Below are 15,442 nucleotides of genomic sequence, written 5' to 3'. Positions count from 1 at the left end.
AACATCCTCTACGACTCTCGGGTTCGGCGGATAAAGGCGCTTGATCCCCGGGGCCTGGTCGGGGCGCGACCGACCCTCTATGGCGACAGCCGCTATGATCTGGCCAAGCTGGCCCACTCCATCGTCGGCCGCTACGACCAGATCATCGCCGGCCGCTACAGGGTGAGCCAGAACGGCGACGACTACGCCATCGACTTCGAGGACATCCCCGCCCAGGCCTGGCTGCAGGACGCCTTGGCCGACATGTCCGTGGACGGGGTCGGCGGCCTCGACACCACCGTGCGGGCGGTGATGGTCAGCCTGTTTCTCTCAATGCCGCCGCTGCATGCCGACCGCCCCGACCGCCAGCGGGCTTTCGTGGCCAACGCCCTGCGCCTGTGGCGAGACCTGGAGGCGGCGTGATCGTCATCCCCATGGCCGGACGCTCCCAGCGCTTCTATGACGCGGGCTACGCCGTGCCTAAGTTCATGCTCGACCTGAATGGCAAGAGCGTCTTCGCCCATGCGGTGGAGAGCTTTCGCACCCTGTTCGACCAGACGGCGTTTCTCTTCATCCTGCCGCCAGGAGAGGAGGCCGCCGCCTTTGTCCGCGCCGAATGCCAGGCCTTGGGTCTGAAGGAGGTCACCCTCGTCACCCTGGACCGGCCGACGGCGGGCCAGGCCGAGACGGTCGAGCTTGGTCTCGACTCTGTCGCGGCGCCGGACGCGACGCCCCTCACCATCTTCAACATCGACACCTTCCGCCCGGGTTTCACCCTTCCAGACGGTCTGGAGTCGGCGGAGGGCTGGCTGGAGGTGTTCCGGGGAACAGGCGCCAACTGGTCCTATGTCCGCCCAGGGCCAGGCCCTGAGCCCCTGGTTGTGGAGACCGCCGAGAAGCGCCCGATCTCCGATCTGTGCTGCACCGGCCTCTACCACTTCGCCCGCGCCGACCGTTTTCGCCAGGCCCTGGCGGCCGAGCGCGCCGCGCCGCAGGCCGCCGAGCTCTATGTGGCCCCGATCTACAACCATCTGATCGGATCGGGCGCCCAGATCGCCTACCGCCTGATCGAACGCCAGGAGGTGATCTTCTGTGGGACTCCGGCCGAGTACGAAGACCTGCAGACCCGGACTCACAAGGGCGGCTGATCCCGGCCTAGCCTTAGCTGCTCAGCGCGCCAGCTTGATCGTCTTGACCAGGCGGGCGGCGCGGTCCCGCCACTGGTGCTCGGCCAGGGCCTTCTTGGCGCCGGCGCGGGCCATGGCGGCCAGCCCCGCCTCGTCGGCCAGAAGCGCCGTGATCTGAGCCGGGACCGCCTCCAGATGGGGCCAGGCGAAGGTCGCGATCTCGCGCCCGTCCTTGAAGGCCTCGGCATAGAAGCGGCTCTGGTCGGAGATCACACCGGCCCCGGCGCTCATGGCCGTAAAGACCCGCTCATGGCCGCCGGCGACAAAGCCATTGTTCGTATTGAGGGCCAGGCGGGTCCGCCGGAGCAGGGCGAGGGTCTCCTCGAAGCTGCCGACACCGCCATGGTCGAAGCTTGGATAGCGGGCGACCATGGGCTCCCAACCGGCGCCATAGACCCGCAACGGTACGCCTGCGTCGCCCAGGACGTTCAGCAGCCGGTCGCGTTGATAGGCCTCGCTATAGGCCTGAACGCTCTGCATGAGCGGCGCCACCTGGTCGAGAAGGTCGGTGGTGAGCTCGCCCCCCTGGCGGACCAGGGTCTGTTTCAGGGCGTCGAGGATCGATAGCAGGCCGTCGGCCAGCATCCGCTCGCCCATCTCGGCCAAAAGATCGCGCGCGGGACTGGCGGGCCAATCGGCCCAGGGGGCCGTGGGCGGCCCCCGATAGGTTCCGGTGAACAGCAGTGGAATGTCCCGGGCGGCGAAGGCGGCGTCCGATGTGTCTGGCGCCTCGCCCTGGATATTGGCGCCGCAGGGCAGGAAGCCGAGCTGGCGGAAATCGCGCCCATGGCTCCAGGCGCTCATAAACTGGACGTGACTGCGGTCGAGGAAGAGGGCCGCTTTTTTCTGAATCGGCTGGGCCAGCCGGGCCAGATGATGAAGCGGGTGGTCGACATAGAGTGAGGCGTAGACCACGCCGAGGGCGTCGTAGATCGACACGCCTTCCGACTGGAGTTCGTAGCCCACGCCGCTGAAGCCAAAGAAGGCCTCGGGCGGATCGGCCAGGGCCGCATTGATCGCAGCGATTCGATCCGCCCTGGCGAGATCGACGATGGTCGCCTGGTGTCCGAGCCCCTCCAGCGCCGCTGCAAGCTGATCGATGTGCAGCCGCAGCGAGCCGTACTGGGACTCCCCCTTGAACAACACGATGCGCATGGCCGCCCCCCGGTCGACGCAAAAAAGGGCAGGGTTGGGCGATTCCGCGGAACCGCCCAACCCTGCCCGTCAGGGACATCCGGGGAGGAGGCCTTAGAACGTCTGGGAGATCTCGACGTAGCCGAACAGGGGCTCGGCGCCGGTGGCGTTGGGGGCGTTGTCCAGGAACTCGCCGTTCACCAGCTTGGCGAAGCCGAATTCAAGGCGGGTGGCCTTGGGCACGACCCAGTAGCGGGCGCGGGCCTCCAGCTGGTGACCGGCGAAATCGCCCGAGCGACCGGTGGCGTCACGCACGCCGGTGCTGGCGAAGGAGTCGCGGGCCTCGTCCAGCCACAGGGCGCGATAGAAGACCATGGCGTCCCAGCGCTTGTTGGGGACCACCTCGACGCGGACGCCGGGTGAGTTGAAGTTGGAGCGTCCCAGCGGGCCGTAGGCGCCGACTGGGCCGAAATCCGGGCGCCGGGGGCCAAACAGGCCGTCGAAGCGGTTGTATTCGCCGTCGGCGCTGCTCTTGTCGCCGCTGGCGAAGTCATATTCCAGCGAGACCCGCGGCGACCAGGCGGCCTCGAAGGTCTTGCCGACCTCCAGGTGCAGATACTGGGCGTCGACGTCCAGGTCGCGACGGTCGGCGGCGCTGGTGGAGTTGCGGGCCTTGCCCGTCTGCCAGCCGCCTTCGAACTCATAGTCCCACTGGCCGGCCGCCGGGTTGCGAACGAAGCGCCCGCCCACGGTGGTCAGGCGACGGTTGCGGGTGGCCACCCGGGGGGAGTCTTCCTCCTCCAGACGCAGGGCGAAGACTTCCAGCTGGCCGCCATCGGCGAACTTCGGCGTGGTGTAGATGCCGCCCCAGAAGACCAGGTCGTCGTTCTGCCGGTCGGTCCCGATCTCGTTGTCGAGGATGCTGGCCCGGTCCGACGGACGCTTCTGGAGGGGATAGGTGTAGAACAGGGTGGCCGCCCCGGCGGACTTGGCGCTCCAGTCGGCGCGGATGCCGGCAAAGGCGTTGGTCGCATTGCCGTACGAGGAACGCCCCACCAGACGGCGCGAACCGATGTCCAGGGTGAAGCGGCCAAGCGTGGCCGAACCCTTGGAGCCTGCGACGAACAGGTCGTTCACATCGGCGGCCACATAGGCCTGGATCAGCTCCAGGGCGTTGACGTCGCCGGTGCTGGTGGGCGAGCCGCTGTCGTTCAGATAGACCCGGGCGTCGATGATCTCGCCGCCGATGCGCACCGGCTTCAGGTCCAGCTCGGCGAACAGGGTGGAGCGCAGGACCAGCCCCTGATCCGAGCCGTCTCCGAAGGCCGGGCGGTATTGGCCGTCCAGGGTCTCATATCGCGCCCGGACCGTGCCCGAGAGCTTCAGATTGTCCGGCGCGCCCACGGCCTCATGCAGAGTCCAGGGCGCGGACTGCGCCGCGGCGGGGCCAGCGGCGACGGCGCCGGCCAGCACGATCAGGGAGGCGCCAAGGGCGCGGGGGGTCTTCAGCGTCATGAGGTTCAGAATTCTCTCTGTTCGGACGAGGTCCGTCTGCGAAAGGCAGCTAGGGCGGAAAGATTGCCTGAGGCTTAAGCTTCACCTTGGGTGCAATAGGTAGCTCCGCGGGGCCAGACGGACCTCAATCCCAGGCGCTGCAAGGGATTGAGGGGCCTCGAGGACGAGGGTTCGGCCCCCGATCTCACAGGTCGCGCGCGACAATCCGCCGCGTCGGAGAACGCTGATCACCCGGGCGGGCACACCCTCGGCATGGGGCGGGAGCATGTCCGTGTTCTCCCCGCGGAAGCTCATTGTGACCGGACCTGGGAGCGCGCCGACGGGCGCTGGCGTGCGCCATCCTTCGACGGTCAGCACCCCACCGGCGACTTCGCCAGGCGCCTGGACCCCATCGCCGACGAAATCGAAGACGAAGGCCGAAGCCGGCGCCTCATAGATCTGCTCGGGCGTGTCCACCTGCTCCAGGCGCCCGTCCCGGAGGATGGCGACCCGGTCAGCAAGGTCCATGGCCTCCTCCTGATCATGGGTCACGAATATGGTCGTGAGCCCGGTCTCATCGTGGATTCGCCTGAGCCAGCCCCGCAGGTCGCGGCGAACCTTGGCGTCCAGGGCGCCGAAGGGCTCGTCCAGCAGCAGCATTCGCGGCTCAATGGCCAGGGCCCGGGCCAGGGCCACCCGCTGCCGCTGTCCGCCAGAGAGCTGGGCTGGATATCGTCCCCCCAGACCCTCCAGTTGCACGAGGGACAGGAGGCCCTCCACCCGATCGCTGATCTCGGCGCGCGACGGTCGCGTCTTGGCGGGACGAACCTGCAGCCCAAAGGCGATGTTCTGCGCGACGCTCATGTGCCGGAAGAGCGCATAGTGCTGGAACACCATCCCGATCCGGCGGGCCCGGGCGTCCATGGTCAGAAGGTCTTCGCCGCCAAACCGGACCATTCCCTGGTCGGGTCGCTCCAGGCCCGCCAGGACCCGTAGCAGCGTGGTCTTGCCCGAACCCGACGGTCCGAGGAGGGCAAGAAACTCCCCCTGACGCGCCTCCAGGGAGACGCCGTCCAGAGCGGCATGGTCGCCAAAGCGCTTGGCCACGTTCTCGATGCTGAGCGACATGGCGGGGTCAGTGGCGACGGGTGGCGGCGAGTTCGCCGGCGTGACGCCATTCGAGCGCAGATTTGAGGATGAGGGTGACCAGGGCGAGCCCGGCCAGGACGGTGGCGACGGCGAAGGCGCCGACGAAGTCATACTCATTGTAGAGGATCTCCACATGCAGCGGCATCGTGTTGGTCAGGCCCCGGATGTGGCCGGAAACCACGGAAACGGCGCCAAACTCGCCCATGGCCCGGGCGTTACAGAGCAGGACGCCGTACAGCAGGCCCCACTTCACATTGGGCAGGGTGACGCGGAAAAAGGTGGTCCAGGGGCCGGCGCCAAGGGTGATGGCGGCGATCTCCTCGTCGGCGCCCTGCTGTTCCATCAGCGGGATCAACTCACGCGCCACGAAGGGCAGGGTCACCAGGACCGTCGCCAGAACGACCCCTGTGACATTGAAGATCACCCGCACGCCAAGCTCCTGGAGGAGCGGCCCAAACCACCCGTTGACCCCAAACAGCAGGACCCAGACGAGGCCTGAGACCACCGGCGAGATGGAGAACGGCAGGTCGATCATTGTGACCAACAGGCTGCGGCCGGGAAATTCGAACTTGGCGATCGCCCAGGCGGCGGCCAGGCCGAACACGGCGTTGAGCGGCACAGAGATGGCGGCGACCAGCAGGGTCAGACGCATGGCCGACCAGGCGTCGGGCTCCGAGAGGGCGGCCAGATAGGCGCCCGCCCCCTGGCGGAAGGCCTCATGGAAGACCATGGCCAGGGGCAGGACGACGATCAGGCCGAGGGCGACGAGGGCCGAGGCGATCAGGGCGAGCCCGGCCGGCGCGAGGGGGCGATGATTCATGCTCGCCCCCGTCGTGCGAGCACGCCCTGCAGGGTGTTGAGCAGCAGCAGGCCCGTAAACGACAGGGCCAGCATGGCCAGACCTACGGACGCGGCGCCGGCATAGTCAAACTGCTCCAGCTTGATGACGATCAGCAAGGGGGCGATCTCCGATCTGAGGGGCATGTTGCCGGCGATGAAGATCACCGAGCCGTACTCTCCAGCCGCCCTGGCGAAGGCGAGGCCCACGCCCGTGAGCAGGGCCGGGGCGAGGGCGGGCAGCACCACCCGCCAGGCGGTCTGTCGAGGCGTGGCGCCCAGGGTGCGCGCGGCCTCCTCCACCTCGCGGTCGAGGTCTTCGAGCACCGGCTGGACGGTCCGGACGACGAAGGGCAAGCCGACGAAGATGAGCGCCAGAACGATCCCCAGGGGCGTGTAGGCGATGCGAATCCCGAGCTCGGCCAGGGGCGCGCCCAGGGGGCCGTTGGGGGCGTAGATGGCGGTGAGCGCAATGCCAGCCACAGCGGTCGGCAGGGCGAAGGGAAGATCCACCAGGGCGTCGACCACCCTGCGCCCCGGGAAGGTGTAGCGCGACAACACCCAGGCGATGAGCAGGCCGAGGCCGGCGTTGATGGTGGCCGCCAGGGCCGCGGCGCCGAAGCTGATCCTGAGGGCGGCGAGCACCCGGGGGTCGGTGACCACGGTCCAGAAGCCAGACAGGCCAAGTTCCCACGGGCGAAGCAGCAGGGCGCTGAGGGGAAGCAGGAAGATCAGGCTAAGCCAGGTGAGCGTGATCCCGAGCGCCAGAGGAAAGCCCGGCAGAACGGAGTCCTTCCGCCAGGCTCGGCGTGGCCGGCCCGTGAAGGGGGGTGAAGGGGCGAGGCTCATTGCGGGCGATAGATCTGATCGAACACGGCGCCGTCGGCGAAATGCTCAGCCTGAGCCGCAGGCCAGCCGCCGAAATCTGCGATGGTGGACATCTCAAGCTGGACGAACTTGTCCGCATAACGGGCTGAGACCTCAGCATTGCGCGGCCGGAAGTGGTGGCGCGCCGCCAGGTCCTGCGCCTCTGGCGCGTAGAGACCCGCCAGATAGGCTTCGGCCAGGTCGCGGGTCCCGCGGCGCTCGACGATCCTGTCCACCACAGCGACCGGCGGCTCGGCGAGGATGGAGGTCGGGGGCGCAACGATGTCGAGGCCGCCGGCCCCCAGTTCCTTGATCGCCAGGAAGGCTTCGTTCTCCCAGGCCAGCAGGACGTCGCCGATTCCGCGCTGGGCGAAGGTCGTTGTCGAGCCTCGGGCGCCGGTGTCGAGAACCGGAACCTGCCGGAACAGGGCGCTCACATAGTCCCGGGCTGCGGCGGGATCGCCGCCGCCCTGCTTCAGCCCATGGTCCCAGGCGGCCAGGTAGTTCCACCGGGCTCCGCCGGAGGTTTTGGGATTGGGGGTGATGACCTCGACCCCGGGCCGGATCAGGTCGCTCCAACTCCGGATGGCCTTGGGGTTTCCCTTTCGAACCAGGAAGACGATCGTCGAGGTGTAGGGCGCGCTGTTGTTCGGCAACCGGCCAGCCCAGTCTGGGGCGATCAATCCCCGCTTGGCCATTTCGTCGATATCAGCGGCCAGGGCGAGGGTGACGACATCGGCTTCAAGGCCGTCGACGACGGAGCGCGCCTGCTTGCCCGAGCCCCCGTGGGACTGTTCGACCCGCACTCCGCCCGCCAGGGCCGGCTGCAACTGCGCAAAGAGCGCGTTGTAATCCCTGTAGAATTCCCGCGTGGGGTCGTAGCTGACATTGAGAAGGGTTGCGGCGGCGGCGTTTGGGCGGGGGGCGCAGGCGGCCAGGGCTCCGGCGCTGGCCAGTCCGCCGATCAGGGCGGCCCGGCGGTTCAGATTGATCATCATCTCGCTCTCCCGTTCGAGGATGAGCCAATCAAACATATTCAATCCTATCGGGATAGTAGGAAAATAGAGGGGCGGCTTCAGAGTTTCTGATGGCGCCGTCTACGAGGCCCGCGATCAGGGCAGGACGATCTCGAACCAAAAGTCGAAGCGGTCGAGGGCGGCCAGCAGGGCGGCGAGGTCGTCGGGGCGCGGGGACTCGACCTCGCCCCCGGCCAGAGCCGCGGGCAGGTCGGTCTCCCCCAGGACCAGGGCCACCAGGGCCCTGCGAGTCAGGAGGACTGGGGTCGCGCCGGCCGTCATCCGATCACGGGCGTGGTGCAGGACGGCGTTCTCGACGCTCAGACCAAACCGCTCGCCGGTGTCGGTGAAGGTGAGGTCGAGGGCCACCTCCAGGGTCCCGGCGCGCTCGCCGTTCAGCCGCACCGACAGGGAGTCCAGCAGCTGTTCGGCCGGCAGATTGCGGATCTGGCCCGCCGCCCCCTGACGCGGGGTGGGAGAGGGCGGCCGCACATGCCGCAGCTCCTGGGCGCCGGTCAGGTAGAAGGCCCGCCAGGGACCGGACTCCGCCTGATAGCCCATCTGCTCCAGGGCGTCGGCCTGCAGCTCCCGGGCCTCGGCGTTGTCGGGCTGGGCGAAGACCAGATGGTTCACCAGCTCGGCGGTCCAGCGGTAGTCGCCGGCTGCAAAAGCCTCGCGCGCCTTGGCCAGCAGCGGCTCGGCCCCGCCGGCCAGGTCCACATAGCGCTTGCCCGCCTCCACCGGCGGATGGGGATGCAGGTGGGCGGGATTGCCGTCGAACCAGCCGAGATAGCGCTGATAGACCGCCTTGGCGTTGTGGTTCAGCGTCCCGTAATAGCCGCGGGTGTACCACTCGGCCTCCAGGCTCGGCGGCAGCCTGAGCGCCTCGCCGATCTCCAGCGGCGTCATCCCGTGATTGGCCATCCGCAGGGTCTGGTCGTGGATGAACTTGTAGAGGTCGCGCTGCTTCTTCAGGAACTTGCGCGCCCGGTCCTGGCCCCAGCGGGGCCAGTGGTGGCTGGCGAACAGCACCTCGGTGCGGTCGCCGAAAAGGTCGGCGGCCTCGTCGATGTAGAAGGCCCAGCGCTTGGCGTCGCGGACCTGGGCGCCGCGGGGCGTGTAGATGTTGTGCAGGTGGCAGGAGCAGTTCTCCGCCATGCAGAGCGCGCCGAACTGCGGGAAGAAGAAGTTCATTTCCGCCGGCGCCTCGGTGTCTGGAGTCACCTGGAACTCGATCTCGATCCCGTCGATGGTCAGCTTCGTGCCGGTCTGGCTGATGCTCTCGGTAGGCGGGATCAGGCTGACCGAGCCCATGGAGGTGGTCTTGCCGAGGCCAGAGTCCACATGCCCCTGAGCGTTGCGCGGCAGAAGCGCGCCATACATGTAGGTCGCCCGACGACCCATGGCGTTGCCGGCCAGGACGTTCTCGCTGACGGCCTCCTCCAGGAAGCCTTCGGGGGCGATGATGCGCATGCCCGCAGCGATATCGGCGTCCGAGATCACCCCGCGCACCCCGCCATAATGGTCCACATGGCTGTGGGTGTAGATCACGCCGGTCACCGGCTTGTCGCCGCGATGCTGGCGCATCAGGGCCAGCGCCGCGGCCGCCGGCTCGGCCGAGATCAGCGGGTCGATGACGAGGTAACCCGTCTCACCCTCAATGAAGGTGATGTTGGACAGGTCGAAGCCCCGGACCTGATAGACGCCCGGCGTCACCTCAAAGAGGCCGTGCAGGGCGTTCAGCCGGGCCTGACGCCATAGGCTGGGATTGACCGTCGGCGGCGCCTCTTCGGGCTCCTCAAAGGCGAAGGCGCCCATGTTCCAGACCACGCCGCCGGTGGCGTTCTCGATCTTCGCGTCGGGGATGGAGCCCAGATAACCCCGCCGGGCGTCGACCCAGTCCTGACCGTCATCGACCGGCAAGGTGGCCCGCAGGGCGGCATGGGCCCGCAGGGTGGCGTCCGTGGCGTCCTTGGGCGTGGTCATCGTCCCGCTCTCCCCGACCGGTCTTCTTATGGTGACGCTTCTAGAGCATTTTCCGATAAGTGCGACGCGGTTATCGGACCAAAAATGCTCTAACTTCATGATTTAGAGCCCTTTTTATCCGATCTGATAAGCAATCAGATCGGAAAGGGCTCTAGTAGTTGCTGCCCGGCTTGTCCTCCACCGCCTGGCCCCGGGCGGGGATCAGCATGTCCCGGCGGAAGGTGGCGATGATCTTGCCGTCCTGGTTCTTGCCCAGGGTGCGGATGGTGACGATCCCCTGGCCGGGCCGCGACTTGCTCTCGCGCTTGGCCAGGACCTCGCTCTCCCCATAGAGGGTGTCGCCGGCGAACACCGGCGCGGGGAACTTGACCTCGTCCATGCCCAGATTTGCGATGGCCTTCTGGGAGCAGTCGCTGACGCTCATGCCGATCAGCAGGGCGAGCGTATAGGTCGAGACGATCAGGTTCTGGCCGAACTCCGTCTGCTTGCCGTACTCGGCGTCGAAGTGCAGCGGGTGGGTATTGAGGGTCAGCAGGGTGAAGAGGTGGTTGTCGGCCTCGGTCACTGTCTTGCCGGGACGATGCTCGTAAACATCGCCGACGACGAAGTCGTCATAGTAGCGGCCGAAGGTCTCCCGATAGCGCCCCGGCGCGATCTCCTTGATCGTCTTCATCCGTCTAGTCCTCTCGCCCGTTCCAGGATGCGCCGCGCGGCGCGGGCCACGGGCAGTTCGATCAGCTTGCCGTCCAGCAGGGCCGGTCCGCCGGCCGCGGCGTCGAAGGCGGCGATCACCGCCTGGGCTTTCGCCACCTCGGCGGCGCTGGGGGTGTAGGCGGTGTTGATCGGCGCTGCCTGGGCCGGGTGGATACAGGCGCGGCCGGTAAAGCCCAGCCGCCGGGCGCGATCGGTTTCCGCCGTCAGCACCTCGGGCTCGCCGATGGCCGCCGGCGGCGCATCCAGAGCCTGGACACCGGCCCGGGCGCAGGCTGCGGCGATCTGGCTGCGGGCAAACAGCAGCGGTTCCCAGCTCATGTCGCAGCCCACCTCGGCGCTGAAGTCGAAGGCGCCGAACAGAACGCCGGCCACGGCGGGCGCCGCGGCGATCTCCCAGCAATTCATCAGCCCTTCGGCCGTCTCGACCAGGGGCCAGAAGGGGCGCGCCTCACCGATGGCCCGCTGCAGCATGGCGAATTCCCGGGCGCCGGCGGCCTTGGGAATCATGAAGAAGTCGGCCCGGGCGCCGGCGGCGGCCTTGAGATCGTCATCAAACCAGCCGCTGGCGCGGCCGTTGAGCCGCAGGCCGACCTTGACGGCCGATGGCGGTCGGGTCGCCAGATAGTCCAGCGCCGTCGTTCGGGCGCTGGCCTTGTCCGGCGGCGCGACAGCGTCCTCGAGGTCCAGGCAGACCGCATCGGCGCCGCTGGCCAAGGCGCTTTCAAAGCGGTCGGGGCGGCTGGCCGGCGTGAACAGGAGCGAACGGAACTGGTCCAAACATCCTCCGAGCGGCATTGCGAGTCGTCGGTTGAGGTTATGACACTGACCAGCGGCGATCGGCCAGGGCGCCCCCAACGTCAACCGGTCCCCATGCTAAGGCCGGGCGTCTGACGGCGCGAAGCTACGGGAGGAATACGCCCATGTACGACCTGTTGAAGGGCCTAACCGTGGTCGAGGGCTCGGCCTTCATCGCCGGCCCCACCTGCGGGCTCTATCTCGCCCAGCTTGGGGCCGAGGTGATCCGCTTCGACAATATCGGCGGCGGCCCGGACTTCCGCCGCTGGCCGCTCGCCCCCAACGGATCAAGCCTCTACTGGGAGGGGCTGAACAAGGGCAAGAAGTCGGTCGCCCTTGACCTATCGCGCCCGGAGGGCCGCGAGATCGCCCAGCGCCTGGCCGCAGCCCCTGGCGAGGATGGCGGCCTGTTCGTCACCAACTTCCCCGTCGAGGGCTTCCTCGCCTATGACCGGCTGAAGGCTCTCCGCGGCGACGTCATCTGTGTCCGCGTCATGGGCTGGGCCGATGGCGGGCCCGGCGTCGACTACACGATCAACAGCGCTGTCGGCGTGCCGCTGATGACCGGTCATCCGGACGATCCGCGGCCGGTGAACCACGTCCTGCCGGCCTGGGACCTGCTGACCGGCGCCTACGCCGCCTTCAACATGGTCGCGGCCCTGCTGGCGCGGATGCGCACCGGCCAGGGGCGTGAGATCCGCATTCCCCTGTCGGACGTCGCGGCAGCGACCCTCGCCAATATGGGCATGACCGCCGAGATCCTGGTGGGCGAGGGGGAGCGGCCCCGACAGGGCAACACCCTGTTCGGCGCCTTCGGCCGCGACTTCGTCACCCGCGACGGCAAGCGCCTGATGGTGGTGGCCATCACGCCGCGCCAGTGGACCGGCCTGATCGAAGTGCTGGGCGTCGGGGCCGACGTCGCAGCCCTGGAGTCCGCGCGCGGCGTGGACTTCCGCAAGGATGAGGGCCTGCGCTTCGCCCAGGCTGACGCCCTCATGCCGATCTTCGAGGCCGGCTTCGCCCGCGCCGACAGCAAAGACCTCCTGCCCCGGTTCGATGAGCTGGGCGTCTGTTGGGGTCCTTACCAGACCCTCGAACAGGCCCTTGAGGACCCGAGGCTTTTCAAGGGCAATCCGATCTTCTCGGACCTGGCCCAGGTGAGCGGCGCGACCTATCCGGTTCCCGGCTATGCGGCCACCCTGCCACAGGACGCCCGGGGCGACGCCCGCCCGGCCGCGCGGCTGGGCGAGCACACCGAAGAGGTGCTGGCCGGTCTCCTGCGCCTGGACGCAGGCGAGATCGCCCGCCTGCACGACGCCGGGATCGTCGCCTCGGCCTGAGGCCTCAGGCCTTGGGCTTGCCCAGATTGGACAGGGCCGCCCCCAGGTCGATGGGCATGGGGAAGACGATGGTGGTGTTCTTGTCCGCCCCGATGTCAGAGAGCGTGTTCAGATAGCGCAGCTGCATGGCCTCGGGGATGGTGGACAGGGTCTGGGCGGCTTCCAGCATGGCGTGGGCCGCTTGCTTCTCCCCTTCGGCGTTGATGACGCGGGCGCGGCGGTTCCGTTCGGCCTCGGCCTGGCGGGCGATGGCGCGGATCATGCTCTCGTCGATGTCGACATGCTTGATCTCCACATTGGCGACCTTGATGCCCCATTCCTCGGTCTGGCTGTCGAGGATGGCGCGGATGTCCTGGTTCAGCTTGTCCCGTTCAGCCAGCATGTCGTCCAGGTCGTGCTTGCCGAGCACCGAACGCAGGGTGGTCTGGGCCAGCTGGCTGGTGGCGTCCATGTAGTTTTCCACCTGGATCACCGCCCGGTCGGCGTCGATGACGCGGAAATAGATCACCGCCGAGACCTTCACCGAGACGTTGTCGCGGCTGATCAGATCTTGGCTGGGCACGTCCAGCACGATGGTCCGCAGGTCGACACGGACCATCTGCTGGATCACGGGGATCAGCAGGATCAGGCCTGGCCCCTTGACCCCGGTGAAGCGGCCCAGGGTGAAGACGACTGCGCGTTCATATTCTCGCATCACCTTCACCGCCTGCAGCAGGATGATGATGAGGAGGACGGCTAAGGCGCCGTAGCTGGCGATATCGAACATGGGCTTGATCCTTCTCCGCCCTAGGCGGGGTTTTCGGGTTCGACGGTGAGGGTGAGGCCGTCACGGGCGGCGATGCGCACCGGCTGGCCGGGCGAGAGGGGGACGGCCGAGCGGGCGTGCCAGTCTTCCCCCTGGGCGTGGACATAGCCCCGATCGCCGTCCCAGCTCTTGACCACGGCGTGGGCGGTGAGCAGGGCGGCCTGGCCGGTGGCGACGGCGCGCCGGGTGGACTGGGCCACGGCCCGCAGGGCGATGACGAAGAAGGCGAGGCTGAGCCCCACCGTGGAGAGGATCACATAGGGCGACAGCTTGAAGCCCGGGGCCTCGCGAAACAGCATCACCGAGCCGAGGGCCAGGGCGATGGCGCCGGCCGCGCCAAATATGCCCAGCCCTGGCGCGAGGGCCTCCAGCAGCAGCAGCCCCACCCCGAGCGCCATCAGGGCGACCCCGGCATAGTCCACCGGCAGCATGTTGAGGGCGAACAGGCCAAGCAGCAGCGAAACCGCGCCCACCGCGCCGGGCCCCACGGCGCCGGGCGAGGTGAACTCGAAGATCAGCCCATAGACCCCGACCATCATCAGCAGATAGGCGATATTGGGATTGGTGATCACCGCCAGGACCCGGGCGCGCCAGTTGGGCGCCAGGGTTTCGACCTGGGCGCCGGCGGTGTTCAGCACCCGCGCCTGGCCATTCACCATGACGGTGCGCCCGTCGGCCGCCGCCAGCAGACCGTCCAGGTCGCGGGTGAGGATTTCGATGACCCCCTGATCCAGGGCCTCCGTGGCGGTGAGGGTTTCGGCCCGACGCACAGCGCGTTCGGCCCAATCGGCGTTGCGGCCATGCAGCCCCGCCAGGCTGCGGATATAGGCCACCGCGTCATTGGTGACCTTGGCGGTCATGGCGTCGGGCTGGGCGGCATCATCGCCCGCGGCGTCGTCGCCCTCACGGCGCTCGGGCATCAGCGGGTTTGACCCGCCCATCTGCACCGGTGTGGCCGCCCCCAGATGCGCGCCAGGGGCCATGGCCGCCAGGTGGCTGGCATAGAGGATGTAAGTGCCGGCGCTGGCCGCACGGGAGCCGGCGGGCGTCACGAACACCGCCACCGGCGTGGGCGAGGCCAGGATGTCGGCGATGATCTCCCGGGTGGAGGAGTCCAACCCGCCCGGCGTGTCCATCAGGATCACAGCCAGCTCGGCCTCACGCGCCGCGGCGGTTTCCAGACCTCGGCGCAGATACTCCGACGTCGCCGGCCCCACCGCCCCGTCCAGGTCGAACACCAGCACCAGGGGAGCATCAGAGGTCGCGGCCGTGGGGGCCTGGGCCGTGGCGACGGCGGGGCCGCCCAGCAGCAGGAACAGCCAGGCCAGGAACGTCAGGGCCAGTCTCGACCTTGCGATCGTGGTCGGCCGTCGGCCGGGCATGGGCGTCTCCTCTGACGATCGCGGGCGCAGGCTCCACCCGCCAAGGTGGCGTTCATCATAGCACCGAAGTTCGCGCCGAGGTCGACTTCTCGCTGTGCTCCGGCTTGATCCGGCGGGCGCAAGGCGCCACCCAGGGGGCGTCCACTCCAGGGAGCCCCGCCATGAAGACCCGCGCCGCCGTCGCCTTTGAAGCCAAGAAGCCCCTGGAGATCGTCGAGCTGGATCTGGAAGGTCCCAAGGCCTTCGAGGTGCTGGTGGAGATCAAGGCCACTGGCATCTGTCACACCGACGCCTACACCCTGGACGGCCTGGATTCCGAAGGGGTCTTCCCCTCGATCCTGGGCCATGAAGGCGCGGGCGTTGTGGTCGAGGTGGGACCCGGCGTGACCAGCCTGCAGCCCGGCGATCATGTGATCCCGCTCTACACCCCCGAATGCCGCCAGTGCAAAAGCTGCCTGTCGCGCAAGACCAACCTCTGCACGGCGATCCGGGGAACTCAGGGCAAGGGCGTCATGCCCGACGGCACCAGCCGGTTCTCCTATCGAGGCCAGATGGTCCACCACTATATGGGCTGCTCGACCTTCTCGAACTTCACGGTCCTGCCGGAGATCGCCCTGGCTAAGATCCGGTCCGACGCCCCCTTCGACAAGGCCTGCTACATCGGCTGCGGCGTGACCACCGGCGTCGGTGCGGTGACCAACACCGCCAAGGTTGAGCCGGGCGCCAACGCCGTGGTCTTCGGCCTGGGCGGCATCGG

General features: G+C 68.1%; 15 protein-coding genes. 4 read left to right on the top strand and 11 right to left on the bottom strand.

The annotated features are described in order from the left end of the window. Both Q7V15_RS09155 and Q7V15_RS09150 read left to right on the top strand, forming a co-directional pair. Positions 1 to 402, top strand: a 402-nt coding sequence (locus Q7V15_RS09155; RefSeq protein ID WP_304755255.1) for a hypothetical protein, incomplete at its 5' end; no start/stop codon positions are given. Beyond that, the gene (locus Q7V15_RS09150; protein ID WP_304755254.1) at positions 399 to 1,127 is read left to right on the top strand and encodes an NTP transferase domain-containing protein; all 729 of its coding nucleotides are present in this window, start codon (positions 399 to 401) and stop codon (positions 1,125 to 1,127) included. The genes Q7V15_RS09155 and Q7V15_RS09150, both read left to right, overlap by 4 nt. Positions 1,128 to 1,148: 21 nt before the next feature. On the opposite strand, the gene Q7V15_RS09145 is transcribed toward Q7V15_RS09150, so the two are convergent. The 9 genes from Q7V15_RS09145 to Q7V15_RS09105 all read right to left on the bottom strand — a co-directional run bounded on the left by Q7V15_RS09145 (position 1,149) and on the right by Q7V15_RS09105 (position 11,140). Beyond that, a complete protein-coding gene (locus tag Q7V15_RS09145) occupies positions 1,149 to 2,321 on the bottom strand; it encodes a glycosyltransferase (RefSeq protein WP_304755251.1) in 1,173 nt (390 codons plus the stop codon). A 93-nt stretch (positions 2,322 to 2,414) separates the two neighbouring features. Continuing rightward, positions 2,415 to 3,815 (bottom strand): alginate export family protein, encoded by a 1,401-nt coding sequence (locus Q7V15_RS09140; RefSeq protein WP_304755248.1) that lies wholly within the window; start codon positions 3,813 to 3,815, stop codon positions 2,415 to 2,417. 81 nt (positions 3,816 to 3,896) lie between these two features. Continuing rightward, positions 3,897 to 4,922 (bottom strand): sulfate/molybdate ABC transporter ATP-binding protein, encoded by a 1,026-nt coding sequence (locus Q7V15_RS09135; protein ID WP_304755246.1) that lies wholly within the window; start codon positions 4,920 to 4,922, stop codon positions 3,897 to 3,899. A gap of 7 nt (positions 4,923 to 4,929) precedes the next feature. Continuing rightward, a complete protein-coding gene (gene cysW / locus Q7V15_RS09130) occupies positions 4,930 to 5,763 on the bottom strand; it encodes a sulfate ABC transporter permease subunit CysW (protein WP_304755244.1) in 834 nt (277 codons plus the stop codon). Then, positions 5,760 to 6,629 (bottom strand): sulfate ABC transporter permease subunit CysT, encoded by an 870-nt coding sequence (gene cysT, locus Q7V15_RS09125; protein ID WP_304755243.1) that lies wholly within the window; start codon positions 6,627 to 6,629, stop codon positions 5,760 to 5,762. Before cysT ends, cysW begins: the two co-directional genes overlap by 4 nt. Beyond that, complete coding sequence (locus Q7V15_RS09120) at positions 6,626 to 7,681, bottom strand: sulfate ABC transporter substrate-binding protein (protein ID WP_304755242.1); 1,056 nt, start codon at positions 7,679 to 7,681, stop codon at positions 6,626 to 6,628. The genes cysT and Q7V15_RS09120 overlap by 4 nt, the downstream gene beginning before the upstream one ends. A gap of 78 nt (positions 7,682 to 7,759) precedes the next feature. Beyond that, positions 7,760 to 9,649 (bottom strand): alkyl/aryl-sulfatase, encoded by a 1,890-nt coding sequence (locus tag Q7V15_RS09115; protein WP_304755240.1) that lies wholly within the window; start codon positions 9,647 to 9,649, stop codon positions 7,760 to 7,762. A 151-nt stretch (positions 9,650 to 9,800) separates the two neighbouring features. Further along, complete coding sequence (locus Q7V15_RS09110; RefSeq protein WP_304755238.1) at positions 9,801 to 10,322, bottom strand: MaoC family dehydratase; 522 nt, start codon at positions 10,320 to 10,322, stop codon at positions 9,801 to 9,803. Further along, positions 10,319 to 11,140 carry a CoA ester lyase gene (locus Q7V15_RS09105; RefSeq protein WP_304755236.1) on the bottom strand — a complete coding sequence of 274 codons (822 nt, stop codon included), beginning with the start codon at positions 11,138 to 11,140 and terminating at the stop codon, positions 10,319 to 10,321. Before Q7V15_RS09105 ends, Q7V15_RS09110 begins: the two co-directional genes overlap by 4 nt. 143 nt (positions 11,141 to 11,283) lie before the next feature. Here Q7V15_RS09105 and Q7V15_RS09100 point away from each other — a divergent pair, with 143 nt between their 5' ends. After that, positions 11,284 to 12,498 carry a CoA transferase gene (locus tag Q7V15_RS09100; RefSeq protein ID WP_304755235.1) on the top strand — a complete coding sequence of 405 codons (1,215 nt, stop codon included), beginning with the start codon at positions 11,284 to 11,286 and terminating at the stop codon, positions 12,496 to 12,498. Positions 12,499 to 12,502: 4 nt separating this feature from the next. On the opposite strand, the gene Q7V15_RS09095 is transcribed toward Q7V15_RS09100, so the two are convergent. Further along, positions 12,503 to 13,264: a slipin family protein gene (locus tag Q7V15_RS09095; protein WP_304755234.1), complete on the bottom strand. Its 762-nt coding sequence runs from the start codon at positions 13,262 to 13,264 to the stop codon at positions 12,503 to 12,505. A gap of 20 nt (positions 13,265 to 13,284) precedes the next feature. Then, on the bottom strand, positions 13,285 to 14,685 hold the full coding sequence (locus Q7V15_RS09090) for a nodulation protein NfeD (RefSeq protein ID WP_304755232.1): 1,401 nt from the start codon (positions 14,683 to 14,685) through the stop codon (positions 13,285 to 13,287). A 161-nt stretch (positions 14,686 to 14,846) separates the two neighbouring features. On the opposite strand from Q7V15_RS09090, the gene Q7V15_RS09085 reads away from it, so the two are divergent. Next, positions 14,847 to 15,442 (top strand): alcohol dehydrogenase catalytic domain-containing protein (locus tag Q7V15_RS09085; RefSeq protein ID WP_304755229.1); only part of this gene is annotated, 596 nt, incomplete at its 3' end.

The sequence above is a fragment of the Phenylobacterium sp. genome, from assembly GCF_030651755.1.
Classification (GTDB): Bacteria; Pseudomonadota; Alphaproteobacteria; order Caulobacterales; family Caulobacteraceae; genus Phenylobacterium.
The sequence above is the reverse complement of the archived record's forward strand: the minus strand, read 5'-3'. Positions and strand labels throughout refer to the sequence as shown.

Coding starts and splice junctions, on each gene's coding strand:
- Q7V15_RS09135 (WP_304755246.1), bottom strand. CDS start 4,922: ATGTCGCTCAGCATCGAGAACGTGGCCAAGCGCTTTGGCGACCATGCC.
- Q7V15_RS09140 (WP_304755248.1), bottom strand. CDS start 3,815: ATGACGCTGAAGACCCCCCGCGCCCTTGGCGCCTCCCTGATCGTGCTG.
- Q7V15_RS09095 (WP_304755234.1), bottom strand. CDS start 13,264: ATGTTCGATATCGCCAGCTACGGCGCCTTAGCCGTCCTCCTCATCATC.
- Q7V15_RS09100 (WP_304755235.1), top strand. CDS start 11,284: ATGTACGACCTGTTGAAGGGCCTAACCGTGGTCGAGGGCTCGGCCTTC.
- Q7V15_RS09115 (WP_304755240.1), bottom strand. CDS start 9,649: ATGACCACGCCCAAGGACGCCACGGACGCCACCCTGCGGGCCCATGCC.
- cysW (WP_304755244.1), bottom strand. CDS start 5,763: ATGAATCATCGCCCCCTCGCGCCGGCCGGGCTCGCCCTGATCGCCTCG.
- Q7V15_RS09145 (WP_304755251.1), bottom strand. CDS start 2,321: ATGCGCATCGTGTTGTTCAAGGGGGAGTCCCAGTACGGCTCGCTGCGG.
- Q7V15_RS09120 (WP_304755242.1), bottom strand. CDS start 7,681: ATGTTTGATTGGCTCATCCTCGAACGGGAGAGCGAGATGATGATCAAT.
- Q7V15_RS09110 (WP_304755238.1), bottom strand. CDS start 10,322: ATGAAGACGATCAAGGAGATCGCGCCGGGGCGCTATCGGGAGACCTTC.
- Q7V15_RS09090 (WP_304755232.1), bottom strand. CDS start 14,685: ATGCCCGGCCGACGGCCGACCACGATCGCAAGGTCGAGACTGGCCCTG.
- cysT (WP_304755243.1), bottom strand. CDS start 6,629: ATGAGCCTCGCCCCTTCACCCCCCTTCACGGGCCGGCCACGCCGAGCC.